This is a genomic window from Streptomyces sp. YPW6 (assembly GCF_018866325.1).
Classification (GTDB): Bacteria; Actinomycetota; Actinomycetes; order Streptomycetales; family Streptomycetaceae; genus Streptomyces.
The window spans coordinates 2,934,679-2,958,967 of sequence record NZ_CP076457.1 but is presented as its reverse complement, the minus strand read 5'-3'; the positions used below and the strand labels follow the sequence as shown (position 1 = coordinate 2,958,967).

The window sequence follows — 24,289 nt, the reverse complement described above, 5'->3', positions numbered from 1 at the left end:
TCCCCCGGAAATCCGGGGGAACCGGGCCGGAAACACAGGAGCGGTTCAGCCCGCCGTGCGCGGGATCCGCTTCTCCCAGGTGCGGTGGAAGACGACCTCGCCGCCCTCCTTGCAGACCACCTCGTCGGAGGTGATGAAGTCGTGCTCGTCGGCGGCGATCTCGGAGCGGCTCGCGATCTCCACGTCCCAGGCCATTTCGGGCCGGTGCAGCCGGATCGTCCAGTCGGAGCGGGTCCGTGCGGAGAGCGGGTCGTCCTGCTGGATCGTGTACGTCTCCAGGGCGTCCTCGGTGAATTCGAGGCCGTCGGGGTAGAGGCGCGTCCCGCCGTAGCGGGGGTCGACCTCCAGGCGCCATTCGCCCTTGGCGACATCGCGGACGACGAGGCGTTCGGGGCGCGGCTCCTCCAGGGGGACGGGGTGGACGACGCCGAGCGGTTCGGACTGCTCCGGTTCGCCGAAGGTGATCGCCGGGTCCTCGGTGTGGCGGCGCACCGGCAGCTCGACGAAGCTTCCTTCGGCGTCCATGGTGAAGCCCGCCGAGCCGGCCTGCGGCCAGATCCACGGCCAGTACGCGGAGGAGATCGCGATCCGGATGCGGTGGCCGGGCGGGAAGGTGTGCCCGATGCCGTTGAGGTCGAAGACCACGTCCTCGCTCTCGCCGGGCGTCCAGTCGTCGGTGCGGTCGCGGCCGTTGCGGGCGGCGAGGTTGAGGACGCCCCGGGTGACGAGCGTCGAGGCGCCGTCGGGAGCGACGTCGCAGAGCCGGGCGATGGCCTGGCCGCGGGAGGCGTCCATCCGGAGGCGGAGCTTCACCCGGGGGCGTCCGAGGATCTCGATCGGCGCCTCCGTGACGGGGAACTCGAACGACACCGATCTGGCGTCCTCGTCCCGCTGGTCCGGCGGCAGGTCGGCCTCGTCGCCGAACGGGAGGAAGCGGCCCGCGTCCAGTCCGGTCTGCTGCGGCGAGGCGACGATCCGCTCGCCGCCCTGGAGGGCGTACGCCACCGGGGTCACGTTCTCCGAGGGCCAGGAGGCGTCCCCGACCCAGCGGCCCGGCAGCGTCTCGTACACCGTGGCGGGCCGGTGCGAGCCGCTGATCCAGGACCGCAGCAGCGGCTCCCGCATCACGCCCGTCTCCTTGCCCTTGAGGTGCTGGTCCCACCAGCGCAGCGTCTCCTGGAGGAAGCCGATCGCGGGCCTCGGCGGCAGCCCCCGGTCGGGGTACTGGTGCGACCACGGCCCGATGATCCCGCGCACCTGCCCGGGGTCGAGGTGCTCGACGAGCCGCAGGACGGTGTCGCGGTACGGGTCGTGCCAGCCGCCGACCGCGAGGACGTTCGCCTTGATCGCGCCGTAGTCCTCGCAGACGCTGCCGTGCTTCCAGTAGGCGTCGCGGCTCTGGTGGGCGAGCCAGGTGTGGATGAAGGGCTCGACGGCCTCCAGCCGCTTCAGCCACATCTCCTTCCAGTCCTCGCCGGTCTGCGCCGGGTCCGGCGGGCGGCAGACGAAGGCCAGCAGGGTGGCGGCCCAGGCGTGCATGTCCACGGCGAGGACCGAGCCGCCCATGTAGTGGACGTCGTCGTCGTAGCGGTCGTCGGCCGAGCAGACGGTGACGATCGCCTTCAGCGGCTCGGGGGCGAGCGCGGCGATCTGGAGCGCGTTGAAACCGCCCCAGGAGATCCCGAACATCCCGACCCGGCCCGAGCACCACTCCTGCTGGGCCAGCCAGTGGATGACGGCGACCCCGTCGGCCAGCTCCTGCCCGTCGTACGCGTCGCCCGGCAGCCCCTCGCTGTTGCCGTGGCCGCGGACGTCGACCCGTACGGAGGCGTAGCCGTGGCCCGCGTACCAGGGGTGGCGCTGCCAGTCGCGGGGCGCGGTCCAGTCGCTCAGCCGGTGGGGCAGGTACTCCAGGAGGGCGGGGACCGGTTCGTCGGTCAGCGGCCGCCAGATGCGGGCGTAGAGCCGGGTGCCGTCGGGCAGCGGGATGCGGACGTCCTCGTGGGTGGTCTCGTACGGGAACTCGGTCGTGATGTTCATGGCGATCACCTCGGTGGGGGACGGGGTGCGTGAGGCGTACGGGTTCGGGCGGTCGGGGTGCGTGAGGCGCACGGGGCGGGGGCGGAGCGCCGGAGGGGCGGACGGGTCAGTGGGCGGGGTGCATCGTGCGCTTCGGCCAGGGCGCGGCCAGGAGGCCCGTGGTGACCCGGGGGCTCTGGGACATCACCACGAAGCAGGCGACCGGGGCGATCACCGAGATCACCGTCAGCACGTCCACGAACCGGTCGATGGTCAGCCATCCCGCCCGTGCCGGCGCGGACGCGACGAGGGCCACCGCCACGGCTCCGCCGATGACCAGGCGCACCGCGCGCCGCATGGCGTCGGGGGCCGGCGCGCATTCCGTGCCCTCCGTGCGGCCGACCGGGTGACGGCGGCCCGCGACGTACTGGATCAGGCCGAGGGGCATGCCGATCGCGGCGGGGATGCCGCCGCAGAGCACGGCCCGGTACGACCCGAGGATGCGGCCGGCCGGCCGGCCGCCCGCCGCGGAGACCAGACAGACCAGTGTCCCGTAGGCGGCGGAGACGGAGAGGGAGGCGGCGGAGACGGAGGCGGCGGTGCCGGGGTCCATGCCCATGCCGCCGTCGCTCACGGTGTCGGCGAAGAACAGCACCAGGACGGCCTGCGTGCCCAGGAACGAGAATCGCTCCCGGACCTCCGGGCCGGACAGCGTCATCAGGCCCCGCGGCTGCCCGAAGAAGGCGTGGTCGTCCCCGGGCGGCGGCTGGGCCTGTTCGGTGTCGGCAGCGCTGTGGGACAAAACAGAGACTCCTGATCGTATGAGCTGATCCCGAACATACCGGCGGTCATGGGAAGCCGCCCACGGTGATCCATAGCGGACCGGATACGCTGAAGTTGATTCGAGAGACAGCGACACATCGACTTTGCGTGTGATCGTCAGCAGACAGGAGATGTCCCCGTGACCGTCGTCGGGCCGTTCGGACTGCACGTGCGGGACCAGGCTCTTGAGGCCGATGTCCAGTCGGGCCTGGCCGCTGTCGAGGCAGGGCTGCTCGAAGCCACCAAGAGCGATGTCCCCTTCATCACGGACGCCGCCCAGCACCTGGTGCGTGCGGGGGGCAAGAGGTTCCGTCCCTTGCTGGTCATGCTCGCGTCACAGTTCGGGGATCCCGACGCGCCGGGAGTCGTCCCCTCGGCCGTCGTCGTCGAGCTGACCCACCTGGCCACGCTCTACCACGACGACGTGATGGACGAGGCGGACGTGCGGCGCGGGGTGCCCAGCGCCAACACCCGCTGGGGCAACTCCGTCGCCGTCCTCACCGGCGACTTCCTCTTCGCCCGCGCCTCCCACATCCTGGCCGACCTCGGCCCCGAGGCCGTCCGTATCCAGGCGGAGGCCTTCGAGCGGCTCGTCACCGGCCAGATCCTGGAGACCGCGGGCCCGCGCGACGGCCGCGACCCGGTCGACCACTACCTGGACGTGCTCAGCGGCAAGACCGGTTCGCTGGTCGCCGTCTCCGGCCGGTTCGGGGCGATGATGTCCGGCGCCGACGAGCGGACCGTGGACGTCCTCACGCAGTACGGGGAACGGCTCGGCATCGCCTTCCAGCTCGCCGACGACGTCCTCGACATCGCCTCCGACTCCCACGAGTCCGGCAAGACCCCCGGCACCGACCTGCGCGAGGGCATCCCGACGCTCCCGGTCCTGCGGCTGCGCGCCCAGGCGGCGGCCGACGGCAAGCCCGACGACCTGGAGCTCGTCGAGCTGCTCAACGGCGACCTGAGCAGCGACAAGGCGCTGGCCAAGGTGCTGCGCCGGCTGCGCGCCCACCCGGCGCTGGAGCAGGCCCGCCAGGACACCGTGCGCTACGCGCAGGACGCGCGCGCCACGCTCGCCCCGCTGCCCGAGGGGTACGCGAAGGCCGCGCTGGAGGAGCTGTGCGACGCGGTGGTGCACCGCGCGGGCTGAGGCGCACCCCGGCCTCGCCCGCCGTCGGCTGACGCGGTGTCACCGGGGGCCGCCACCCGGTGACACGGGGCGGCCCACCCCTACGGGATGGCGTACAGGCCCCCTTCGGTTGTCATACCGGAGCAGTAGGCGGAGTTGATTCCCCGGGCTGACGCTTCGAACCGTCCGATTTGGTCAGATGGTTATCAACGGAAGCCGCCGACCACGGAGGTAGGGCACACCATGGCACCGAACGACAGCGCAGAGACCACCGAAGAGGCCACGAGCACTGTCGTGGGCCGACGGAAGGCGGCGCGCTATCTCGTCCCCGTCGCGGTCGCGGGGGTGGCGGCCGCCACCATCGGGCTCGTCCCGGCGCTCGCCAGCTCGGGCGACCCGGACCTGCCGAAGATCAGCGCACAGGAACTCGTCGAGAGGATCGCCGCTTCCGACGAGGAGCAGCTCTCCGGCACGGTCAAGGTCAGCACGGACCTGGGCCTGCCGCTCGACGGCCTGGCGGGCTCGCTCGTACCGGGCGGCGAAGGCCGGGGCGAAGGCCGGGACGGCGGCGCGGCGGCCCCGCAGGACAGGCTCATGGAGCTGACGTCCGGCACGCACACGCTGCGGGTGGCCGCCGACGGCCCGGAGCGGCAGAAGCTCTCGATCCTCGGGGACGCCTCCGAGTACAGCGTCATCCACAACCAGGGCGAGGTCTGGGCGTACGACAGCCGGTCCGACGAGGTCTACCACGCCGAGGCGCCCGAGGGCCGGGACGGCGGCGGCCACGCGGAGAAGGCCCCGAAGGCCCCCGAGGGCGCTCCGGCCACCCCGAAGGACTTCGCCGAGCAGGCGCTCGCGGCGGCCGGGGACACCACCTCGGTGACCGTGGACGGCACGGCGCAGGTCGCCGGGCGGGACGCGTACCAGCTGCTGATCAAGCCGAAGCAGTCCGGTTCGACGATCGGCTCCGTCCGGATCGCCGTGGACGCCGAGAACGGCGTACCGCTGAAGTTCACCCTGTCCGCGGCGAGCGGCGGCAAGGCCGTCGTCGACGCGGGATTCACCAAGGTCGACTTCGCCAGGCCCGCCGCGTCCACGTTCGCCTTCACCCCGCCCGAGGGCGCCGAGGTGACCGAGGCCGACGAACTGGAGACCGGCAAGGACGAGCGCGGCGCGATGCAGAAGGCGCTGCCCGGACAGCTGGCCGAGCTGGAGGGCCTCGCGGACGAGGGCGGCTTCAACGTCATCGGCAAGGGCTGGACCTCGATCGCCGAGATCAAGTCCCCCGGCGGCACGGGCCTGCCCGAGGCCGGCTCGGGCGACATCCCGGCCGAGGCGCAGGGCTTCCTCGACGCCCTCGGCGACAAGGTCACCGGGACGTTCGGCTCGGGCACGGTGTTCAAGACGCGCCTGGTCAACGCCCTGCTGACGGAGGACGGATCGGTGTACGTCGGAGCGGTGACGAAGGACGCGCTGGTGCGTGCGGCCGACGCCGTCGCGCAGTAGAACCTTGTCCGGGGCACCTGGACACCGGATGTCCGGGGCACCTGGACACCTGGGTACCCGGACGACAGGCCCCCGGACACCCCGCCGCCGCGGCCTCCGCCCACCCGCGTGGAGACCGCGGCGGCCCCGCGCTCACGGAGAGGTGCGACCGCCATGACGGACACAGGGGCCGGGGACGCGACGGCGAACGACGCGACGGCGAACGACGCGCTGCAGGGGCGTGCGGCCATCACGGGCGCGGGGGCCGGGGACCCGGCGCCCGGGAGCCGGGCGCCGGAGGTGGCCCACGCGCTGGGCGTGACTCCCGCGCCCGACACGAACCCCGAGCTGGGCGTGACCCTTGCGTCGAACGCGACCCCCGCGCCCGACGCGACCCCTGCGGCGGACGTGGCTCCTGCGCCGGACGCGACCCTCGCCCCTGACTCGCCCCCCGCGCCGGAGGTCGCCCCCGCGCCCCCCGCGCCGGTATTTCCGCCGTCCGCCGCGACCCCCGGCGCCCCCGTCATCCGCACCCGGGGCCTGACCAAGCGCTACCGGGGCGGTCAGCTCGCCGTGGACGGCCTCGACCTGACCGTGCCCGCCGGCAGCGTCTTCGGCTTCCTCGGCCCCAACGGCTCCGGCAAGACCACCACGATCCGGATGCTGATGGGCCTCATCGACCCGACGTCCGGCACCGCCGAGGTGCTCGGCCGCCCGATGCCCGAGGCCGGCCGTACGGTGCTGCCGGAGGTCGGCGCGCTGATCGAGGGGCCCGCGCTGTACGGCTTCCTGAACGGCCGGGACAACCTCCTGCGGTACGACCGGGCCGACCCCACCGCCGACCCGCGCACCCGCCGGGCCCGCGTCGGGACGGCCCTGGAGCGGGTCGGGCTCGCCGCCGCCTCCGGGAAGAAGGCCAAGGCGTACTCGCTCGGCATGAAGCAGCGCCTCGGCCTGGCCGCCGCCCTGCTCCGGCCGCGCCGGCTGCTGGTCCTGGACGAGCCGACCAACGGCCTCGACCCGCAGGGCATGCGCGAGATCCGTCTCCTGGTCCGGGAGCTGGCGGCCGAGGGCACCACGGTGTTCCTCTCCTCCCACCTCCTGGACGAGATCGAGCAGGTCTGCACTCACGCGGCGGTGATGGCCCGGGGCCGGCTGATCGTCCAGGGCCCGGTCGCCGACCTCGCCGCGAAGGCCCGGGGCCGGCTCGCCGTCACCACCCCCGACCCCGGGGACGCCGCCCGCATCCTCCAGGAGCACGGGCTCACCGGCCTGAGCACCGACGGCGACCGGCTGACCGCCGACGCCCCGCCCGCCGCCGTGGACCTCGCCGACCTCAACGCCGCGCTGGTGGGCGGCGGGGTCCGGGTGCGGTTCTTCGGTGTCGAGCGGGGGTCGCTGGAGGACGCCTTCGTCGCACTCACGGGAGAGGGATTCGATGTCGCAGGCTGAGAGGGCGCGGGGGGAACAGGCCACACCTCCGGGACGCGCGGGGCTCCGGTCCCGCACTCCGCTCCGGACGCTGGGTCTCCTCCGCTCCGAGATCACCACGCTGCTGCGCCGCCACCGCACCTACGCCCTGCTCGGCGTCCTCGCCGCCGTCCCCGTCCTGATCGCGGTCGCGGTCCGCATCGAGACGGGCGGCGGCGGTGGCGGTGAGGGCGGTCCGGACGGCGGGGCGGGCCCGGCCTTCCTCGCCCAGGTCACCCACAACGGCATCTTCCTGGTCTTCGCCGCCCTGGCCGCGACGCTGCCGGTCTTCCTGCCGATGGCCGTCGGCGTCGTCGCGGGCGACGCCATCGCGGGCGAGGCGAGCGGCGGCACCCTGCGCTATCTGCTGGTCGCCCCGGCGGGCCGGACCCGGCTGCTGCTCGTGAAGTACGCCTCCGTCCTCGTCTTCTGCCTGATCGCGACCCTGGTCGTGGCGGTGTCGGGGCTGGTGGTGGGCGCGCTGCTGTTCCCGGTGGGAGACGTCACCACGATCTCGGGGACGCGGATCGGCTTCGGCGAGGGGCTGCTGCGCGCGGCGCTGACCGCGCTGGTCGTGGCGGCGTCCCTGGCCGGGTTCGCCGCGATCGGGCTGTTCGTCTCGACGCTGACCAGCAGCGGGATCGGGGCGATGGCGGCCACGGTCGGACTGCTGATCACGGTGCAGATCCTGGACAGCATTCCGCAGCTGAGCGGCGTGCACCCGTATCTGTTCGCGCACTACTGGATGTCGTTCGCCGACGTCCTGCGCGAGCCGGTCCACTGGGACGACCTGAGCAAGAACTTCCAGGTGCAGGCGCTGTACGTCGCGGTGTTCGGCTCGGCGGCCTGGGCCCGCTTCACGGCCAAGGACATCACGGCGTGAGGGACGCCCCCGCGAAGGCGCAAGGGGCCTGGCCGGATCGGATCGGCGGGGTCCGCACGCGCCGTCGGCCGGGCGAGCCGTCCCCCGATCGGCTCGTCGCGGCACGAACGGCACGAACGGTGCGGGCAACGGGGACGACACGACACGGTACGTTCCGTTTCCGCCTGGGTATTGTTCGGTCTTTGGCGACGAGATGTCAACAAGAGATTGGCTGGAACCCCCCTATGCTCACCGAATGATCACACCGCCGAGCAGTGTGCGACGCAGCGAACGATCACGCCGCGCGATCCTGCGGTCCGCCCTCGACCTCTGTACGGAGCGGGGGTACGGGCACGTCACGATAGAGGCCATCGCCGCCGACGCGGGGGTCAGCAAGAAGACGATCTACCGCTGGTGGCCGTCGAAAGGGGCGGTTCTGCTGGAGGCGTTCACGGACGCCCTGATCGACGCCACTCCGTTCGTCGACACCGGCGACATCGGCGCCGACCTGCGTTCCCACGTCGCCGGTGCGGTGAAACTGCTCTCGGTCCCGCCCTTCGGCCCCGCCTACGCGGGCATCCTCTCCGAGCTGCACCACGACGACCGCCTGGCCCGGCAGCTGCGGGAAGAGCTGGTCGACCCGCGCGTCGAGGAGGCGATCGGCCGGCTCCGCAGCGCCCAGGACCAGGGCCAGATCCCGCCCGGCGCGGACCTCCCGCTGGCCGTGGAGATGCTGTACGGCCCCGTCTACTACCGCCATGTGCTGCGCAAGCCGGTCCAGGACGAGGAGACGATCGCCACACTGGTGGACCACGTCCTGCGGTCGCTGCGCGCGCCGGGGTACTGAGGCGCCGACCGGGGCGGGTCCGGCCGGGATCCCGTGCGGCAGGAGGTGACCGGACGGGGCCCTGGTGCGGCAGGAGGCGATCGGACGGGATCGGTGCGGCGGCGGACTGTCGGGCGGGGTGCACGACGGCGGTGGCGGGAGCGCTGTGCCGCGGGGCGTCTCGGTGGCGGCGGGAGCGCTGTGCCGCGGGTGCGTCTCGGTGGCGGAGGGAGCTGTGTCGTGCGGGGCGTCTCGGTGGGAGCGGCAGGTCCGTGGTGCGGGGCGTCTCGGTGGGGGCGCGGGCCACGGCGCGGCGGACCTCGCCGGCGTCCCGCCCACCCGTTCACGCCCCTGCCGCCCACCGGTGGCCGGGCCCGGTGCGGCGGGTGATGCTGGTCCGGCGCGGGCCGGAACCGGTACTCCGGCGTGCCGGAGCCGGAGGGCGGGTGGATCCGTGGCCGACAGCGAGACCCCGGCCGGGCGCGGGCGGGCCGGGAGGGCGGACGGCGGCTTCGACGAGGCGCTCCTCACGGCGCTGTTCACCCAGTCCGCCGTCGGCCTCGTCGTGCTGGACCCCCAGCTCAGACTCGTACGCGCCAACTCCCTGGTCGAGGGCGTGGGGACCGGGGAGTACACCGGACGCCCGATCGCCGAGGTCTTCCGGCTCGACGACCCGGACGGCTCCGAGCAGCTCATGAGGCGGGTGCTGGCCGGTGAGGGCCCGGTGCGCGACCACCTCGTGCGGGGCCGGCTGCGGAGGATCCCCGGCGACCGGCGGTTCCTGACCTCCCTGTACCGCCTGCACGGGCCGGGCGGGCCCGACGCCCCCGCCCTCGGCCTGGTGGTCGCGGTCGTCGACGTCACCGAGCGGGAACGGGACCGGGCCAGGGAAGCCACGCTCGCCGCGGTGCGGGACGCGGTCGGCGGCTCCCTCGACGTCGCCACCACCTGCCGTGCCTTCGCCGACGCGATGGTGTCCGGCTTCGCCGATCTCGCCGTCGTGGAGGTGGTGGACGACGTCCTGCGGGGCTCCGAGCCGCCGGTGGGCCCGATGCCGCCCGGAACCCCGCTCCGCCGCGCCGCCGCCGGCCGGTGCGACTCCCTGCCGGGCACGGCGGCGGACGGGCGCGGGGCCGGGGGCGGGTACCGGGCACGACCCGCCACCTCCCCGCCCGTACGCCGTACGCGCTCGCCGCCGCCGACCTGCGGGCCCGGCTCGTCCCGCTCGCGCCCCGCACCCCGTGGCCGGGCGCCGACCCGGGCGGGGCGCGGGCCGTCGCGGAGGCCGGGGCGCACTCCCTGATCGTCGTGCCCCTCACGCTGCGGGGCGCGGTCCTCGGGCTGGTCAGCCTCTACCGGTGCGGGGCGGCCGAGCCCTTCGACGGGGACGACCTCTCCGTGGCGGTCTCGGCGGCCTCCCGGGCGGTCCTCGGCATCGACAACGCCCGCCGCTACGAACGCGAGCACATCATCGCCTCGACGGTTCAGCGGCGGCTGCTCCCGCAGGCCGAACGGCGGCAGGCGGCCGTCGACACCGCGCACGTCCTGCTGCCCGGCCGGGACAGCGGCTGCTGGTTCGACACCATCGCCCTGTCCGGCGCCCGTACCGCGCTCGTCGTGGGCGGTGTCGCGGGCGAGGGCCTCCAGTCGGCCATCGCCATGGGCCAGTTGCGTACGGTCATCCAGGCGCTGGCCGGCCTCGACCTGGAGCCGGAGGAGGTCCTCGCCCGCCTCAAGGACACCGCCGACCGCCTCGCCCACGAACGCGCCTCGCTGCCCCCCGCCGACGGCCTGCACGGAGAACCGCTGAGCGCGGGCTGCGTCTACGGCGTGTACGACCCGTTCACCCGCACGTTGACCGCCGCCCGCGCCGGGCACCCCGCGCCGCTGATCGTCGGCCCCGACGGACGGGCGGTGCCCCTCGACGTACCGGAGGGGCCGGGGCTCTTCTCCGCCGACAGCGCCCTCTTCGCCCCCGCCGCGGTCACCCTGGAGGAGGGCAGCCTCCTCGCGTTCTGCACGGCCGACCTGCTCTCCGGAGACCGTGCCCCCGAACGCATCACGCAGACCCTCGCCCGGCCGGGCCGCAGCCTCCAGCAGCTCGGCGACGACATCGTCTACGCGCTGCCCGACGACACCCGCGCCGCCGGTGCGGCCCTGCTCCTGGCCCGTACCGGCACGGTCTCCGACCACCTGGTCGCCACCTGGGACCTCGCCGACGAGGCCACGACGCCCGCCACCGCCCGGGTACTCGTCCGCGACCGGCTCCAGGGCTGGGGCCTGGACGAGGACACCGTGGACGCGACCGAGCTGATCGTCAGCGAGCTGGTCACCAACGCGGTCCGCTACGGCACCCCGCCGCTGCGGCTCCGCGTCCTGCTGGACTCCACGCTCACCTGCGAGGTCCACGACGGTTCCACGGCGGCTCCGCACCTGCGGCACGCCCGGACCGTCGACGAGGGCGGCCGGGGCCTGTTCATCGTCTCCCGCCTCGCCTCCCACTGGGGAGCACGCCACGGGCCGGACGGCAAGGTGCTGTGGACCGAGCAGGAACTGCCGGGCGATCCGGCCGCCTCAGCGGAGTGAATCGCGCCACCGTGCCCGCCGCGCCCGCCGATCGCGCAGAGTGTTCCCCATGACGACCTCCACGGAACTGCTCCGCTCCTTCGCCCGCACCCGTGCCTCCCTCGACGGCGATGAGGTCACCTACTGGTGGTCCGGAGACGTCTACTCCTGGGCCCCCGACGAGCCCTACCAGCGGGTCTTCGGTTTCGAGGGCCTCAACGTCGCCCGGCTGGTCCAGGACGAGGAGGCCGGGCCGGACGCGTACCAACTGCTCACCCGTGAGGCCGCGTTCTACCTGGACCCCGTCAGCCGCGAGATCCTGGAGACCTGGCAGGACCTGCCGGTGGTCCACGTCTGGAACGACCCGGCCAACCAGAAGTGGCGCCCCTTCCCGATCCCGACGACCGACCTAGGGGACCAGGTCTGCTTCAGCCTGGAGATCCCGCTCGCCTACCCGTCGCCGCTGCCGGTGGCCCAGTACCCGGTGCACTCGGCGGGGGACACCTACAAGGCCCTGGAGCTCTTCCAGTTCTTCGCGGACCGGGCCGATCTGGCGGGCCCCGCCCCCAGTGTCCCGGCCACCATGTCGTGGAGCCGGATGTCCCCGTGGCTGCCGTGGATGGCCCGGGGGCAGCGGCCCGGCGGCCTCACCTTCCACTGCCGGGGCCGCAAGCTCGGCGCGTACACCGAGGTCCCCGAGCGCACCCGGGCCCACATCGCCGACCACCACCCGGAGTTCGCGCACGCCCCGGAGAGCTGGAGCGAGCCGAACGAGACCAGCTGGACCTACTTCCGCAAGCTCAACCCGCCGCAGGGGTGAGGGGGTTCGGGAGCGTCGTACGACGGCTCAGGGAAGCGTGATGTTCCGGCCCGGTCCGCCTTCGGTGGTGTCCCTCCCGGAACCGCCGACGATCACGTCGTCGCCCGCCTCGCCGTGCAGCATGTCGTCGCCGGAGCCGCCGAGGAGGACGTCGTCACCGGCTCCGCCCATGACGTGGTCGTCGCCCGGACCCGCGTACACGATGTCATCGCCGTCGTACGCCTCGATCATGTCGTCGCCCCGGCCGCCCCACAGCCACTGGTCGCCGTCGACCGCCATCAGGTGGTCGTCGCCGTCGCCGCCGTCGAGGACGACGCGCCCCATGACCATGTCGTCGCCCGCGTCGCCCCGCACGGTGTGCGCGGAGTGGGCGTGCAGGACGTCGTCGCCGGGGCCGCCGCTGACGGTCGCGACCCCCGGGTCGCTGGTGGCGATCTCGTCGTCGCCGTCGCCGAGGAAGACGTCGATCCGGTCCGGCCGGGCGCTGCCGGTGGGCAGTTCGCAGACGACGTACGTCTCGACGCCCGGTTCCAGGTACGAGCAGTGGCCGCCGGGCCGGATCGGAACGGAATCCCGGAAGCCGATCCGCCGGACCCCGTCGCCCCGGTCCATCGGGACCACGTGCAGGTCGTTGACCTGGCCCGGGGCGGCGGTGAAGGTGATCGACTGCTTCGCCCAGTCGGCGCCGACGCGGGCCTTGGCGCCGGCCTCGGTGGCGGTGGGGGCGGCGATGGCGGGGGACACGGCGAGGCCGGTGGCGAGCAGGGTCACGGCGGCCGTCATCCTCGTGCGCTTCACGACAACTCCTCGGTGGGTCCGTGGGGGGCCGCCCGTCCGCGCCCGCCTGCGCGGAACCGGGTGAGGGCAGGTCCATGTCAGGTGCCACGCGCGGCGGTGGGGACGCCGCGCGGGCGACCGCAACCTACCCGTCTTGGTCTAGACCAAACCGGAATCCGGTGCGGCGTCCCCTGCGCCCCCGGTGCCGAACAGCCGCTCCAGGACCACCGCGACCCCGTCCTCCGCGTGCGTCAGGGTCACCTCGTCGGCCGCCGCGCGCAGCTCCGGGTGGGCGTTCCCCATGGCCACCCGGAGGCCCGAACCGGCGAACATCGGCAGGTCGTTGGGCATGTCGCCGAACGCGACGGTCCGCTCCGCCCCGATGCCCAGCAGCTCGGCGGCCGCCGCCAGGCCCGTACCCTTGTCCACCCCGCGTGGAGCCAGCTCCACCGTGCCGGGCCCCGCCATCGTCACCGTCGCCAGATCGCCCACGGCCCCGCGCGCGGCGGCGGTCAGCGCGTCGTCGCCCAGCTCCGGGTGGCGCACCAGCACCTTGATGACGGGCCGCTCCCACAACGCCTCGCGAGAGCCGACGCGTTGGGCGGGCAGGGTCGGATTCGGCATCCGGTAGCCGGCCTCGATCAGGGTCACCCCGTTCACGCCGTCCTGGTCCACGGCGGCGAACACGGCCCCCACCTCCGCCTCGATCTTGCCGAGCGCGGTGTCGGCGGCCTCCCGGTCCAGGGCGACGGAGCGCAGCAGCCGCCCGGCGTCCGCGTCGTAGAGCTGCGTGCCCTGCCCGCAGACGACGAGCCCGGTGTACGCGAGGTCCGCGAGCAGTGCGCGTATCCCCGGGACGGGCCGCCCGGTCACGATCAGATGCCGGGCGCCCGAGGCGGCGGCGCGGCCGAGCGCGGCACGGGACCGGGCGCTGACGGTGCCGTCGGGGCGCAGCAGGGTGCCGTCCAGGTCCGTGGCGACGAGGGTGTATGCGGGGGGCGTGGGCATGGCCCCCAGCCTAGAAGCCGCCGAACGGCCACTTGCCCGCGAGGGTCGCACCGTGCTCATCGACGACGAACGAGCCCCACCGTGTCCGCACGGTGGGGCTCGGTGGCTCTGCCGGTTCGCGCTGTTCAGGCGGCGCCGAGGTCTCCCGCCCGGACACCGGCGACGAAGGCGCTGAACGCTGCGGCGGGGACGGTGAGGGCCGGGCCGGTCACGTTCTTGGAGTCGCGTACGGGGACGATGCCGTGCGGGGCGGCGAGGTTGGTGGCGACCTCGACGCACGCGCCGCCGTTTTCGCTGTAGGAGGACGTGAACCAACGGGGGGTCTCGGTTGTCACTGGAAGCCCTTTCGCAACTGCCTGAACATGTCGACGGACGCGGCCTGGGAGGGAGCGAGCGCCTGCATCTGATGGTAGGCCGTCAGATGCTGCACCACCGAGCCACTTTCCCGCTCCAGATAGCCCTGCTGGGCGGACTCGGCGTACGACATGAGCGAGCGGTCGGGCATGGTCAGGATGTAGAGCGGCAGGCTGAACGGGCGGTGCTCTCCCATGGAGAACGGCACCACCTGGATCACCGTGTTGGGCTGCTCGGCGAACTCGATGAGCCGGTCCATCTGGGCCCGCATGACCTCCGGGCCGCCGACCGGCCGGAGCAGACAGCTCTCGTCCAGCAGCGCGAAGACCAGCGGAGGCTTTTCCCGGACCAGGGCTGCCTGGCGTTCCGCGACCAGGGCGACGCGCTCCTGTGCCTGGTCCGCGCTGATCACTTGCCGCCTGACGACGCTGTCGGCCAAGACCGTCGCGTACTCCGGCGTCTGGAGCAGGCCCGGGATGACGCCGACCTCGTACAGCCGGATCTCCGCCGCCCGGCGCTCGTAGCCGAGGAACTCCGGGAATCCCTCCAGCAGGCTGCCGTGCTTGATCTGGCCCAGCTCGCGCTCGAACGACGCCTCGGTGCCGGTGAGCCCCAGGGCCCGGTCCGTACTGCGCGAAAAGCGCAAGGTCGCGAGTTTGCGACCGGTTTCCACGGAGGAGATGTGCGTGCTGGAGTAGCCGTTGCGGTCTCCCAGCCCCTCCTGCGTCCAGCCGCGCTTCTCCCGTAAGTCGCGCAGACGTGCACCGTAGGCCGCTTGCGCCGAGCTTTCCGGGTTCAGTTCCTTGACGTTCACGGACCCCGCCCCGATCTTCCGTGCCGAACAGGCAAGTTGAATGGCTCCTCACGGTAGGTCACGCTGAATCGCCCCGGTAGTCGTTCGGCTACAGAGAGGAGCGATAGGTGTACGGCGAGAACGTCTGCCCGAATGCGCAGGACCCTCCCGGCCCGCCGGCCCTCGGCGCGCTCATGGTGGACACCGGCCGCGGTGACCGCGTGGGCGAGTTCCGCGGGGTTGCCGGCCCCTACTGGTCGCTCCGGCCCGTCGGTGGCGGGGCCGAGTGGGAGGCCGAGCCGCACCGGGTCCGGCCCGCGCTCCTCATGGAGCAACTCCGGGCCAGGACCGCCCGGCTCAACGCCCGCAGTCGGGGCGAGGTTCTGTGAACGACCACCGTGCCCCCACCCTCACCGGCAAGGATGAGAGCCATGCTGCAGTGCACCGCCTTCACCGAACTCCCCGAGATGGGCGCGCGGGTCGCGCTCATGGGTCTGGAGGACGAGCCCGGCGAGGCGCCGGAAGCCCCTGAACTGGACGCGTTCCTGCTGTGCGAGCTGGGCGAGCACGAGGAGGGGGCCGAGCACGCGGCCCAGCTCCCGTCGGTGTCGGCTTCCGGTGGGCGCGACCTGTGGATGTTCTGGACCGACGGCGACGGACGCCGGACGTTCCGCTTCGCCGAGCTGCTCCCGTGCCCGGCCGTCATCCACCGGCTGTCCGTCAAGGACGGCGACGCCTGTGTGCTGTACGACCGGCACCCGGCCGCGCACTCCTGGGACGTGACGGACCCGCTCGCCGACCTGATGGCGGAGCGTGTCCGGGAGGAGGTGCGGCGCGACCGGGAGGGCGGCGGAGGCGAGGGCGGCGTCGGCGGGCTTTGCTGAGGTGGGGGCGGTGTGCCCGGCGGCCGAGGCGCGGGCGCGCGGTCAGCGGATCTCGTTGCCGGGGTGCTCGTCGTCGTACGCCCGGCGGGCGAGGGCGATGGTGTCCCGGTGCTCCAGCGACCAGTCGGCGAGCGCCTTGACGAGATGGGTGAGGCTCGCGCCCGTGTCGGTGAGGCGGTAGTCGACCTGGGCGGGCACGGTCGGGTACACGGTGCGTGCCACCAGGCCGTCCCGTTCCAGCCTGCGCACCGTGAGCGTCAGCATCCGCTGTGAGATCCCGTCGACGGCGCGCTGGAGCTGCCTGAAGCGCCTCGGTCCGCCGGCGAGTTCGACGATGACCAGGACGGACCACTTGTCCCCGACCCGGTCGAGGACGTCGCGGATTCCGCATGCGGGGTGTTCCGGCAGGCCGCAGGGGGCGAGTGGGGCGGGCTCGGCGGTTACCTCGGTGTGCCTCACTGACACGAAACTGCCTCCTGGTGCGGCGGTCGTAGCGGGTCCAGGATCTCACTGTAGTTACTGATGAGAACCACGACAGGAGACAAGACCGTCATGATCATGGTGACCGGAGCTCAGGGGCAGCTGGCGTCCCTCGTCCTCGCGGAGCTGGCCGCACGCCGTGCGCCCGCCACGGGCGGCAGCCGGACTCCCTCCGGAGGGCAGCGCCGCCTCGACTTCGACGACCCCGCGAGCCTGGACCTCTCCGGTGTCTCGACCCTGGTCCTCGTCTCCGCGGGGTACGCGGAGGACGACCGGGTCGTCGCGCGCCACCGGGCCGTCCTCGACGCCGCGCACCGCGACGGCGTGGGTCACGTGGTGTACACGAGCCTGACCGGGGCCGGGGACCACCTCGGGTTCGCGCTCGCGCACCGGGCCACCGAGCGGATGGTCCGGGAGAGCGGCCTCGCGTGGACGATCCTGCGCAACGGGCTGTACGCCGAGCTGTTCGGCGCCCTGCTGGGCTGGACACCGGACGGTCTGGAGTCGGCGTTCGGCGACGGCCGCCTCGCCGCGGTGCCACGGGCGGACCTGGCCGCCGCCGCGGCGGTCGTCGCCGAACGGCCGGGCGCGCACACCGGCCGGACGTACGAGCTGGTGGGCGAGCCGATCGCCGCCGACGACGTCGCCGGGCGACTTGCCGTCCCCCATCGCACGATCGGGCTCGACGTGTACCGCGCCCGCCTGCTGTCCGACCCCGCCCTGCTTCCCTTCCAGCCGCCGATGGTCGCCTCCATCGCCACGGGCGTACGGCACGGCTTCCTCGGGGGCACCGGCCCCGACCTCGCCCGGCTGCTCGGCCGGCCGCTCACCGATCCGCTCACCGTGGCGGCGGAAACCGCCGCGGCGCTGCGCCCGGGCGCCGGCGGGTGATAGCCGGCCCGGCCGACAGGGCGGCTGGGCGGCTGGGCGGTCGGGCGGTCGGGCGGTCGGGCGGGGGTCTGGTCGGGCGGGCGGGGGTGTCTGCCTGTCGGCCGGGGGCGGGGGTGCCGGGCCGGGGCGCCTGACCTGTCGGCCCGGGGTGCCGGGGTGCCGGGGTGCCGTGCCGGGGGCGGGTGGCCTCCCTCGGGCGGCGAGGCCTCGCCGCCCGCGACCGGTCAGCTGACGCAGAACTCGTTGTCCTCCGGGTCCGCCATGACGATCCAGCTCCCGCCCTGCTCGTCGACCGTGCGCAGCACCCGCGCGCCCAGCGCCCTCAGCCGTTCCGCCTCCGCGTCGCGCTGTCCGGGGGCGGAGTGCACGTCGATGTGGAGGCGGTTCTTCACCGTCTTCGGCTCCGGCACCCGCTGGAACAGCAGCCGCCGCCCCTGGCCCGTACCGCTGACCTCGTCGTACGGGTCGTCCGGGTGCCGGGCCGCGGCCAGGTCGAGCCAGGCGCGGCGGCCGTGGGCGTGGGTGGTGATGGCCTCGGGTACGGCTCCGGCCGCGAGCAGCCGCTCGACCAGCGGGCTGTTGTCCTCGACGACGTAACCCAGGGCCTGTGCCCAGAATCCGGCCTGTGCGTGCGGGTCGGTGCTGTCGATCACGAGCTTCCAGGACAGCGGCTGTGTCGGTGTCTCCGTCATGGAAACCGTTTATACTGGTTACATGAATGGGAAGGCAACCAACGCGCCGGGGCTGGTGTTGCGGCATCCGGACGGCAGTTCGTTCCGGTTCGATCCGGGTGCGCTGTGTCTGGAGCTGCTGCCGACCGGCGGGCCCGGCCCGTTGTCGTACTTCGAGGTGCTGCACGAGCCGGCCGACCTGGTGCGCTGGGCGGAGGAGAGCCGGCTGCCGGGCGGGCTCGCCGCCGGATCAGCCGGCGGCGAGGGGCTCGTCGTGAGCGCGGCGGAGGTGGCGGACGCGCGGGCGCTGCGCGACGCGCTCTGGCGGATTACGGAAAGCCGGGTGCGGGAAGAGCCTCCGGCCCCGGACGACCTCGCCACCCTCAACGACGCGGCGGCCCGTCCCTCGCTGACATCCCGGCTGACGGTGGGCGGCGAGCGGTCCTGGACGCCGGGCGGCACCGGGACCGGGCTGCTGTCCACCGTCGCCCGTGATGCGATCGACCTGTTCACCGGGGCGTACGCCCCTCGCATCCGCACCTGCGGCGCGCACGACTGCCGCCTGCTGTTCGTGGACACCTCCCGCCCCGGCAGGCGCCGCTGGTGCTCGATGGAGCGCTGCGGCAACCGGCACAAGGTCCGCGCCCACCGCGCCCGGCTCACCGGCTCCGACGCGGACACCGTCGACTGACCCGTATCGACTGACCCGTATCGACCGACCCGCATCGACCGACTCTTGGGGACGGGCGTACCGACGTACCGACAGACGAAGGGGTATCCGCCATGCCGACCGGACTCACACAGGGCGCAGGCTGGGAGATCGGCGTCTCCCGGACCATCCGCCGACCGCTGCCCGCCGTCTGGGACTTCGTCGCCGGCCCGGAGGGCGCCGCGCTCTGGCTCGGCCTCGACGGCCCGCTGCCCACCGAGAGGGGCGCTCCGTACCGTACGGCGCGCGGCGTCGAGGGCGAGATCCGCAGCTACCGCCCCGGCGAACGGGTCCGCCTCACGCACGGAACCTCCATCGTCCAGCTGGCCGTGGCGCCCGGCAGTTCCGAGGACCGGACCGTGCTGCGCTTCCACCAGGAGCGCCTCGCGAGCGCCGAGGAGCGCGAGGAGCGCCGTACGCACTGGAAGGGCGTGATGGACCGGATCGAGGCCGAGCTGACCTGATGCCCCTTCCGGCTGCGCGCCGAGCCGGCCCGATGACCCTTCCGGCTACGCCGGGGCCGGGGGAGGGGCGGGGCAGGCGGGGCACGTGTGCCCGTCGATCGCGGTCAGCAGACGCGTCGCCGCCGCGCCGAGGGCCTGCGCCGGGTGTGCCGGGGAGAGGCCCGTGGCGGCCTGCGCCGGGTGTGCCGGGGAGAGGCCCCCGGGCTCGGGTGTGTCGGGCGGGCCGCCCGGTCGGTCCGCCTCCCGTGCCTCCGGTACGGCGGCGGCCAGCCGGACGGCCGTGCCGCGCCCCTCCGCGACCGCCTGGTGCGCGGCGCGGGTCCACGCCGGGTGTTGGGGGTTGCCGGCGGCCAGGATCGTGGCGAGCAGGTCCAGGACGCCCGCCCGGTCCCGGACCGTGTCCGTCGCCGCCAGCTCCCAGAGGAACGGCACCGTCGCCGCTGTCGAGTCGAACACGGGCGGGGTGCCGATCCACCGCTCCAGGTCGGTCAGCGCCTCGCCCGAGGACGGCGCGTCGCCCCAGGCGATCCGCGACAGCACCCCGGGGACCTGGGACGCGGACCCGTACGCATGCTGCAGCTCGTGCCACCGCACGTTCCTCATGGCCCCCAGGACAGTCCCCATCCGCGCACTCAATCAGCCTTTACGGGCGGCGTCCACCGATGACGGAGAACCGTTCCGGTCCGTGGAGCCGGCGCAGATACGCGTGGACGGAGCGGGCGTCGTCCGCCGGGGCTGACAGGCCCAGGTGGTGGTCGGGGCGGACGACGAGGACGGTGCCCGTGCCCGTATCGCCCGAGGGCCCTGTTCCGTACGCGGCGGCCGCGTGACCCCCGTCGTCGACGACCGCCGCCCCTGGACCGGACGCCGCACCGCTCTCGTGCGACGCGTACACGCGGCAGGTCCGTACCCCGGTGCCGCCGTACGCGGCCGCCACCTCGCGCAGGACCGCCGTGCTGCCCGGTCCGAAGCCGAGAACGGTGGTGCGGGGGCCGGCGAAGACGCGGTGGAGGCGGGTGCGGGCCCCGGTGGCGGCGTCCAGGCACGGGGCGTCGGGGGCCCGGTCCCCGGGCTGCGGTGCGGGCCTTGCACCACCCTGCGCCCGGCCTCCGGGCCGAGAGGTGTCGGCCGAGTCGTGCGTGGGCTGCCGGACGTTCGCCGAGCCGTCCCCCGGCCGCTGCGAGGTGTCGGTGCGGCCCGGGGACAGGGAGCTCCAGCGGTAGCCGACGCCCAGGCCGGTCGTGTCCGGGGTGATCGCCGCGTCCAGGCCGCCGCCGGGCCGGCGGATGGCCTCCAGTGTGGCCCGCAGCCGCTCCGAGGTGAGGTCCAGGGTCCGGGCGGCCACCGGAAGCCGCTCCTCCTCGTACGTGTCCAGCAGCTCCGCGCCCGCATGGCCGGCGAGCACCAGACCCAGCTTCCAGCCGAGGTTGAACGCGTCCTGGATGCCGGTGTTCATGCCGAGGCCGCCCGCGACGGCGTGGACGTGTGCCGCGTCGCCCGCGAGGAAGACCCGCCCGGCGCGGAAACGGTCCGCCATGCGCACGTTGACCCGGTACGTCGACAGCAGCTCCGCCCGCGTCAGGGCCCGGCCGGGCAGTGCGGTGTGGCGGGCGAGCAGCCGCCGGAAACCGTCGGCGGTGGGTGCGAGCGGCCGGCCCCGCCCGTCCCGCTCCGGCCCCGCCTGGAACCACCAGCCCGTCCGCGTACCGGGGATCGGGCAGAGCATGACCGCGCCGTCCTCGTCGAACCACTGGTGCCAGCGGGTGCGGTCCAGGGTGTCCTCGGCCAGGTCGACATCGCCGCAGACCATCACCTGGTCCTCGGCGGTGGCCCCCGCGAACCCGATCCCGAGCAGCTTCCGTACGGAGCTGTGGGCGCCGTCGCACCCGACGACATACCGGGAGCGTTCCCCCCGGCCCTCCGCGAACGTCACGTCGACGAGCCCCCCGTCGGCTGCCTGCGCCAGGCCCACGACCTCGCGGCCCAGCTCGACCCGGACGCCGTACCCGGCCAGCCGGTCGCGCAGGATCTCCTCCAGCCGCCACTGGGCGATCAGCCGCCCCCGGTCGTAGGGGACGTCCGGGGACGGCGCGGAGTCCGCCCATGGATCGGTCTCCTCGACCGGCAGGCGGCCGCGGTACTTCAGCATCGGCAGCGGGGCCGAACCGGCGGCGAGCACCTCCCCGGCCACCCCGAGATCGTCCAGGATCTCCAGGGACCGGCCGTTGGGACCCTTGGCGCGCGAGGTGCGCGGCGGCGCGGGGGACCGGTCCACGATCCGTACGGCGGTCCCGCGCCGGGCCAGATCGCAGGCCAGCACCAGCCCGGTGGGTCCCGCTCCCACGATGAGTACGTCGGCGAGCTCCTCGCCCATGCCCAAACCCGTGCCCATGCCCACACCCATGCCTTCCTTCGGTCACGCTTCGGTCGCCTGTCGACCAGGGAAGCGTAACCAGGTAAGAAAAGCAACTAGGTAATATTTTGTTGTGCGGGGTCCGGGGTCGCGGTCGGCGTGCGATCCCGCGCGGCCGGTGCGGGGTCCGGGGCCGCGGTCGCCGGGGCGGCGGCCGCCGTCGCGAGCAGCTGTGCCGCCAGGGCCCGGTTGCGCCGCGCGGTGTGCAGCGCGTCCCAGGTCAGCAGCGACAGGGCGAGCCAGACGAGGGCGAACCCGGCCCACCGCTCGGGCGGCATCGCCTCGTGGAAGTAGAGGACGCCGAGACCGAACTGGAAGACCGGGGCCAGGTACTGGAGGAGCCCCAGCGTGGACAGCGGCACCCGGATCGCCGCCGCGCCGAAGCAGATCAGCGGGAGCGCGGTGACGATGCCCGTCGCGGCGAGCAGCAGCCCGTGCCCCGCGCCCCCGGCCGTGAACGTCGACGCGCCGGTGGCGGCCAGCCAGAACAGGAAGCCGAGCGCGGGTACGAAGAGCACGGCTGTCTCGGCGGCCAGGGACTCCAGGCCGCCCATGTTCACCTTCTTCTTCACCAGGCCGTACGTGGCGAAGGAGAACGCCAGCACCAGTGAGACCCAGGGCGGCTTGCCGTACCCGATCGCGAGGACGAGGACGGCGGCCACGCTGGTGGCCACCGCGACCCACTGGGCGGGCCGCAGCCGTTCGCCCAGCAGCAGGACGCCCAGGGCGATGGTGACCAGCGGATTGATGAAGTAGCCGAGCGACGCCTCGACGACGCGCCCGTTGTTCACGGCCCAGATGTACAGGCCCCAGTTGACGGAGATCGTCGCCGCCGCCACCGACACCAGGCCCAGCCTGCGCCGGTCGCGGACCAGCTCGCCGATCCAGGCCCAGCGGCGTACGGCCAGGAGCGCGACGGCGACGACGCCCAGCGACCAGACCATCCTGTGGGCGAGGATCTCGATCGCCCCGGACGGTTCGAGCAGCGGCCAGAACAGCGGGACCAGGCCCCACATCCCGTACGCCCCGATGCCGTACAGCAGACCCGCCCGCTGCTCGTTCTTGCCCTCCACGTGTGCCCTCCCGGCCCGCCCGCGCGCGCCGACCGTATCCGGCCGACGGCTTGAAGGTAGCGCCGGAAGGGCTCCGTGTCATAGCCGTTTCACGGAAACACTCATGACAGTGCTGCCGGGGCGAGGCCGTGGGTCCCTCAGGCTGTGAGGTGGTCAGGCCGTGAGGCGGTCCGGGCGCGAGGCCGCGGGTGGGCCGGGCCGCGAGGCCGTGACGCTGCGCGGCGCCGCGAGGGAGCGCGTCGTGGCTCAGGCGGCGGGCAGGGCGGCGCGCACGGTCTCGGCGAGAGGCGTCGTCGGGCGGCCGATGAGCCGCGCGAGGTCGCCGCTCGTCCCCGCGAGCCTGCCGCGCTCGATCGCCTCGTCCACGTCGACGAGGATCGCCGCGAAGCCCTCCGGCAGCCCCGCGCCGACCAGGATCTCCTGGTGGGTGGCGGTGGGGACGTTGTTGTACGTGATGGTCTCGCCGGTCAGTCCGGAGATCACCGCGGCGTACTCGGCGAGGGACCAGGCGGTGTCGCCGCTCAGCTCGTAGGCGGTGTTCAGGTGCCCGTCGCCGGTCAGCACGGCGGCCGCCGCGGCGGCGTAGTCGGCCCGGGTGGCGGAGGCGATGCGCCCCTCGCCCGCGTTGGCGACGACCGCGTGGTGCTCCAGGACCGGGGCCAGGTTGGCGGTGTAGTTCTCCGTGTACCAGCCGTTGCGCAGGAAGGTGTACGGCAGCCCGGAGTCGAGGATCAGCTGCTCGGTTACCTTGTGCTCGTCGGCCAGCGTGAAGTCCGCGTCGGGTCCGCCGAGGATGCCGGTGTACGCGAGCTGGGCGACGTCGGCGGCCTTGGCCGCGTCGATCACGGCGGCGTGCTGCGCCACCCGTCGGCCCACCTCGCTCCCGGAGATCAGCAGCACCCGGTCGCCGGGCCGGAAGGCTCCGGCGAGGGTCTCGGGGGCGCTGTAGTCCGCGATGCGCAGCTCCACGCCCCGGGCGGCCAGGTCGGCGGCCTTCTTCTTGTCGCGCACGACCGCGACGACCTCGCCGGCCGGGACCGTGGTCAGCAGGGCGTCGACGACGAGGCGGCCGAGTGCGCCAGTGGCTCCGGTGACAACGATGCTCATGGGGGGCTCCGATTTCGATCAGATGGTGCGTCTCTGTGCTTCGTTCACCACCCTAGGGGAAGCGCTAACCAAGAGAAAGTACCCACTTTGAAGTAAGGTACTGGCGTGATGGTAAGTAAGGTGCGTGCAGCACGTGAGGCGAGTCCGGCGCATGAGGTGAGTCGGGTGGATGAGGTGAGTCGGGTGGATGGGGCGGGCGAGGTGCCCGGGACGCGCGCGGTCGGCGCGGTGACGGGGCCCGGCGGCGGCAAGCAGCCCCTGTGCCCGTCCCGGCTGATCCTGGAGCATGTGACGAGCCGCTGGGGCGTGCTCGTTCTGACGGCGCTGCTGGAGCGCTCGTACCGCTTCAGCGAACTGCGCCGCGAGGTCGGTGGCGTCAGCGAGAAGATGCTGGCCCAGACCCTTCAGACGCTGGAGCGTGACGGTTTCGTCCACCGGGACGCGAAGCCGGTGATCCCGCCGCGGGTGGACTACTCGCTCACCCCGCTCGGGAGCGAGGCCGCCGAGCGGGTGTCCGCTCTCGCCCGCTGGACGGAACGCCAGGTGGACGCGGTGCAGGCGGCCCGTGGGGCATACGACGAGGCCCGGCCCTGATCCTTCGCGGATCGGGGCCGGGCTCGGGTGCTGGGCCGGTGGGCCGGTGCCGGTGTGCGTACGGTGCCGGCTC

General features: G+C 73.7%; 23 protein-coding genes and 2 pseudogenes. 13 read left to right on the top strand and 12 right to left on the bottom strand.

Going from position 1 to position 24,289, the window contains the following annotated elements; translation table 11 throughout:
* Positions 1 to 45: 45 nt before the first annotated feature.
* Both KME66_RS12865 and KME66_RS12860 read right to left on the bottom strand, forming a co-directional pair.
* Complete coding sequence (locus KME66_RS12865; RefSeq protein WP_216321971.1) at positions 46 to 2,040, bottom strand: CocE/NonD family hydrolase; 1,995 nt, start codon at positions 2,038 to 2,040, stop codon at positions 46 to 48.
* A 160-nt stretch (positions 2,041 to 2,200) separates the two neighbouring features.
* Positions 2,201 to 2,821 (bottom strand): annotated as a pseudogene (locus tag KME66_RS12860) (MFS transporter); the annotation flags it as partial.
* Between the two features lie 159 nt (positions 2,822 to 2,980).
* Here KME66_RS12860 and KME66_RS12855 point away from each other — a divergent pair.
* From KME66_RS12855 to KME66_RS12825, 7 genes and pseudogenes are all read left to right on the top strand, one after another.
* Complete coding sequence (locus KME66_RS12855) at positions 2,981 to 3,991, top strand: polyprenyl synthetase family protein (RefSeq protein ID WP_216321968.1); 1,011 nt, start codon at positions 2,981 to 2,983, stop codon at positions 3,989 to 3,991.
* Positions 3,992 to 4,213: 222 nt separating this feature from the next.
* The gene (locus KME66_RS12850) at positions 4,214 to 5,476 is read left to right on the top strand and encodes a DUF2092 domain-containing protein (RefSeq protein ID WP_216321964.1); all 1,263 of its coding nucleotides are present in this window, start codon (positions 4,214 to 4,216) and stop codon (positions 5,474 to 5,476) included.
* 504 nt (positions 5,477 to 5,980) lie between these two features.
* Complete coding sequence (locus KME66_RS12845; RefSeq protein WP_236726312.1) at positions 5,981 to 6,907, top strand: ABC transporter ATP-binding protein; 927 nt, start codon at positions 5,981 to 5,983, stop codon at positions 6,905 to 6,907.
* Positions 6,894 to 7,808: an ABC transporter permease gene (locus KME66_RS12840; protein ID WP_216321960.1), complete on the top strand. Its 915-nt coding sequence runs from the start codon at positions 6,894 to 6,896 to the stop codon at positions 7,806 to 7,808. The genes KME66_RS12845 and KME66_RS12840 overlap by 14 nt, the downstream gene beginning before the upstream one ends.
* Positions 7,809 to 8,043: 235 nt before the next feature.
* Positions 8,044 to 8,634 carry a TetR/AcrR family transcriptional regulator gene (locus KME66_RS12835; RefSeq protein ID WP_073220034.1) on the top strand — a complete coding sequence of 197 codons (591 nt, stop codon included), beginning with the start codon at positions 8,044 to 8,046 and terminating at the stop codon, positions 8,632 to 8,634.
* Between the two features lie 433 nt (positions 8,635 to 9,067).
* A pseudogene (locus KME66_RS12830) lies at positions 9,068 to 11,199 on the top strand (SpoIIE family protein phosphatase).
* A gap of 49 nt (positions 11,200 to 11,248) precedes the next feature.
* Positions 11,249 to 11,998: a DUF1838 family protein gene (locus tag KME66_RS12825; protein ID WP_216321958.1), complete on the top strand. Its 750-nt coding sequence runs from the start codon at positions 11,249 to 11,251 to the stop codon at positions 11,996 to 11,998.
* Positions 11,999 to 12,025: 27 nt separating this feature from the next.
* Here KME66_RS12825 and KME66_RS12820 read toward each other — a convergent pair whose 3' ends face one another.
* The 4 genes from KME66_RS12820 to KME66_RS12805 all read right to left on the bottom strand — a co-directional run bounded on the left by KME66_RS12820 (position 12,026) and on the right by KME66_RS12805 (position 14,951).
* Positions 12,026 to 12,796: a calcium-binding protein gene (locus KME66_RS12820; RefSeq protein WP_216321955.1), complete on the bottom strand. Its 771-nt coding sequence runs from the start codon at positions 12,794 to 12,796 to the stop codon at positions 12,026 to 12,028.
* 138 nt (positions 12,797 to 12,934) lie between these two features.
* Positions 12,935 to 13,783: an HAD family hydrolase gene (locus tag KME66_RS12815; RefSeq protein ID WP_216321952.1), complete on the bottom strand. Its 849-nt coding sequence runs from the start codon at positions 13,781 to 13,783 to the stop codon at positions 12,935 to 12,937.
* Between the two features lie 125 nt (positions 13,784 to 13,908).
* The gene (locus tag KME66_RS12810; RefSeq protein WP_216321948.1) at positions 13,909 to 14,118 is read right to left on the bottom strand and encodes a DUF397 domain-containing protein; all 210 of its coding nucleotides are present in this window, start codon (positions 14,116 to 14,118) and stop codon (positions 13,909 to 13,911) included.
* A complete protein-coding gene (locus KME66_RS12805; protein ID WP_216321945.1) occupies positions 14,115 to 14,951 on the bottom strand; it encodes a helix-turn-helix transcriptional regulator in 837 nt (278 codons plus the stop codon). Before KME66_RS12805 ends, KME66_RS12810 begins: the two co-directional genes overlap by 4 nt.
* 107 nt (positions 14,952 to 15,058) lie before the next feature.
* Between KME66_RS12805 and KME66_RS12800 the strand changes: the two genes are divergently transcribed.
* Positions 15,059 to 15,319, top strand: coding sequence for a hypothetical protein (locus tag KME66_RS12800; RefSeq protein ID WP_073220055.1), 261 nt, complete (start codon positions 15,059 to 15,061; stop codon positions 15,317 to 15,319).
* A 42-nt stretch (positions 15,320 to 15,361) separates the two neighbouring features.
* Positions 15,362 to 15,814, top strand: coding sequence for a hypothetical protein (locus KME66_RS12795; RefSeq protein WP_073220058.1), 453 nt, complete (start codon positions 15,362 to 15,364; stop codon positions 15,812 to 15,814).
* Positions 15,815 to 15,856: 42 nt separating this feature from the next.
* On the opposite strand, the gene KME66_RS12790 is transcribed toward KME66_RS12795, so the two are convergent.
* Positions 15,857 to 16,279 carry a helix-turn-helix domain-containing protein gene (locus tag KME66_RS12790; RefSeq protein WP_216321942.1) on the bottom strand — a complete coding sequence of 141 codons (423 nt, stop codon included), beginning with the start codon at positions 16,277 to 16,279 and terminating at the stop codon, positions 15,857 to 15,859.
* 87 nt (positions 16,280 to 16,366) lie between these two features.
* Here KME66_RS12790 and KME66_RS12785 point away from each other — a divergent pair, with 87 nt between their 5' ends.
* Complete coding sequence (locus KME66_RS12785; RefSeq protein ID WP_216329297.1) at positions 16,367 to 17,185, top strand: NAD(P)H-binding protein; 819 nt, start codon at positions 16,367 to 16,369, stop codon at positions 17,183 to 17,185.
* 224 nt (positions 17,186 to 17,409) lie between these two features.
* On the opposite strand, the gene KME66_RS12780 is transcribed toward KME66_RS12785, so the two are convergent.
* Positions 17,410 to 17,877: a VOC family protein gene (locus tag KME66_RS12780; protein WP_216321939.1), complete on the bottom strand. Its 468-nt coding sequence runs from the start codon at positions 17,875 to 17,877 to the stop codon at positions 17,410 to 17,412.
* 22 nt (positions 17,878 to 17,899) lie between these two features.
* Here KME66_RS12780 and KME66_RS12775 point away from each other — a divergent pair, with 22 nt between their 5' ends.
* Together KME66_RS12775 and KME66_RS12770 are read left to right on the top strand one after the other, a co-directional pair.
* Positions 17,900 to 18,547, top strand: a complete 648-nt coding sequence (locus KME66_RS12775; protein ID WP_216321936.1) for an ABATE domain-containing protein — start codon at positions 17,900 to 17,902, stop codon at positions 18,545 to 18,547.
* 92 nt (positions 18,548 to 18,639) lie between these two features.
* Positions 18,640 to 19,029, top strand: coding sequence for an SRPBCC domain-containing protein (locus KME66_RS12770; protein WP_216321933.1), 390 nt, complete (start codon positions 18,640 to 18,642; stop codon positions 19,027 to 19,029).
* Between the two features lie 45 nt (positions 19,030 to 19,074).
* Here the strand turns inward: KME66_RS12770 and KME66_RS12765 are convergent, their stop codons facing one another.
* The 4 genes from KME66_RS12765 to KME66_RS12750 all read right to left on the bottom strand — a co-directional run bounded on the left by KME66_RS12765 (position 19,075) and on the right by KME66_RS12750 (position 23,622).
* On the bottom strand, positions 19,075 to 19,653 hold the full coding sequence (locus KME66_RS12765) for a hypothetical protein (RefSeq protein ID WP_216321930.1): 579 nt from the start codon (positions 19,651 to 19,653) through the stop codon (positions 19,075 to 19,077).
* 19 nt (positions 19,654 to 19,672) lie between these two features.
* The gene (locus KME66_RS12760; protein ID WP_216329295.1) at positions 19,673 to 21,403 is read right to left on the bottom strand and encodes an FAD-dependent monooxygenase; all 1,731 of its coding nucleotides are present in this window, start codon (positions 21,401 to 21,403) and stop codon (positions 19,673 to 19,675) included.
* Positions 21,404 to 21,498: 95 nt separating this feature from the next.
* Positions 21,499 to 22,515: an EamA family transporter RarD gene (rarD, locus tag KME66_RS12755; protein WP_073220078.1), complete on the bottom strand. Its 1,017-nt coding sequence runs from the start codon at positions 22,513 to 22,515 to the stop codon at positions 21,499 to 21,501.
* A 246-nt stretch (positions 22,516 to 22,761) separates the two neighbouring features.
* Complete coding sequence (locus KME66_RS12750) at positions 22,762 to 23,622, bottom strand: NmrA family NAD(P)-binding protein (RefSeq protein WP_216321927.1); 861 nt, start codon at positions 23,620 to 23,622, stop codon at positions 22,762 to 22,764.
* Between the two features lie 201 nt (positions 23,623 to 23,823).
* Here KME66_RS12750 and KME66_RS12745 point away from each other — a divergent pair, with 201 nt between their 5' ends.
* A complete protein-coding gene (locus KME66_RS12745; protein ID WP_253208584.1) occupies positions 23,824 to 24,216 on the top strand; it encodes a helix-turn-helix domain-containing protein in 393 nt (130 codons plus the stop codon).
* Positions 24,217 to 24,289 lie beyond the last annotated feature (73 nt).

Excerpts from the sequence above, each read along its gene's own strand:
- KME66_RS12775 (WP_216321936.1), top strand. The coding sequence starts at position 17,900 with ATGAATGGGAAGGCAACCAACGCGCCGGGGCTGGTGTTGCGGCATCCG.
- KME66_RS12795 (WP_073220058.1), top strand. The coding sequence starts at position 15,362 with ATGCTGCAGTGCACCGCCTTCACCGAACTCCCCGAGATGGGCGCGCGG.
- KME66_RS12835 (WP_073220034.1), top strand. The coding sequence starts at position 8,044 with ATGATCACACCGCCGAGCAGTGTGCGACGCAGCGAACGATCACGCCGC.
- KME66_RS12760 (WP_216329295.1), bottom strand. The coding sequence starts at position 21,403 with ATGGGCGAGGAGCTCGCCGACGTACTCATCGTGGGAGCGGGACCCACC.
- KME66_RS12750 (WP_216321927.1), bottom strand. The coding sequence starts at position 23,622 with ATGAGCATCGTTGTCACCGGAGCCACTGGCGCACTCGGCCGCCTCGTC.
- KME66_RS12765 (WP_216321930.1), bottom strand. The coding sequence starts at position 19,653 with ATGGGGACTGTCCTGGGGGCCATGAGGAACGTGCGGTGGCACGAGCTG.
- KME66_RS12865 (WP_216321971.1), bottom strand. The coding sequence starts at position 2,040 with ATGAACATCACGACCGAGTTCCCGTACGAGACCACCCACGAGGACGTC.
- KME66_RS12850 (WP_216321964.1), top strand. The coding sequence starts at position 4,214 with ATGGCACCGAACGACAGCGCAGAGACCACCGAAGAGGCCACGAGCACT.
- KME66_RS12785 (WP_216329297.1), top strand. The coding sequence starts at position 16,367 with ATGATCATGGTGACCGGAGCTCAGGGGCAGCTGGCGTCCCTCGTCCTC.
- KME66_RS12770 (WP_216321933.1), top strand. The coding sequence starts at position 18,640 with ATGCCGACCGGACTCACACAGGGCGCAGGCTGGGAGATCGGCGTCTCC.
- KME66_RS12780 (WP_216321939.1), bottom strand. The coding sequence starts at position 17,877 with ATGACGGAGACACCGACACAGCCGCTGTCCTGGAAGCTCGTGATCGAC.
- KME66_RS12840 (WP_216321960.1), top strand. The coding sequence starts at position 6,894 with ATGTCGCAGGCTGAGAGGGCGCGGGGGGAACAGGCCACACCTCCGGGA.
- KME66_RS12815 (WP_216321952.1), bottom strand. The coding sequence starts at position 13,783 with ATGCCCACGCCCCCCGCATACACCCTCGTCGCCACGGACCTGGACGGC.
- KME66_RS12825 (WP_216321958.1), top strand. The coding sequence starts at position 11,249 with ATGACGACCTCCACGGAACTGCTCCGCTCCTTCGCCCGCACCCGTGCC.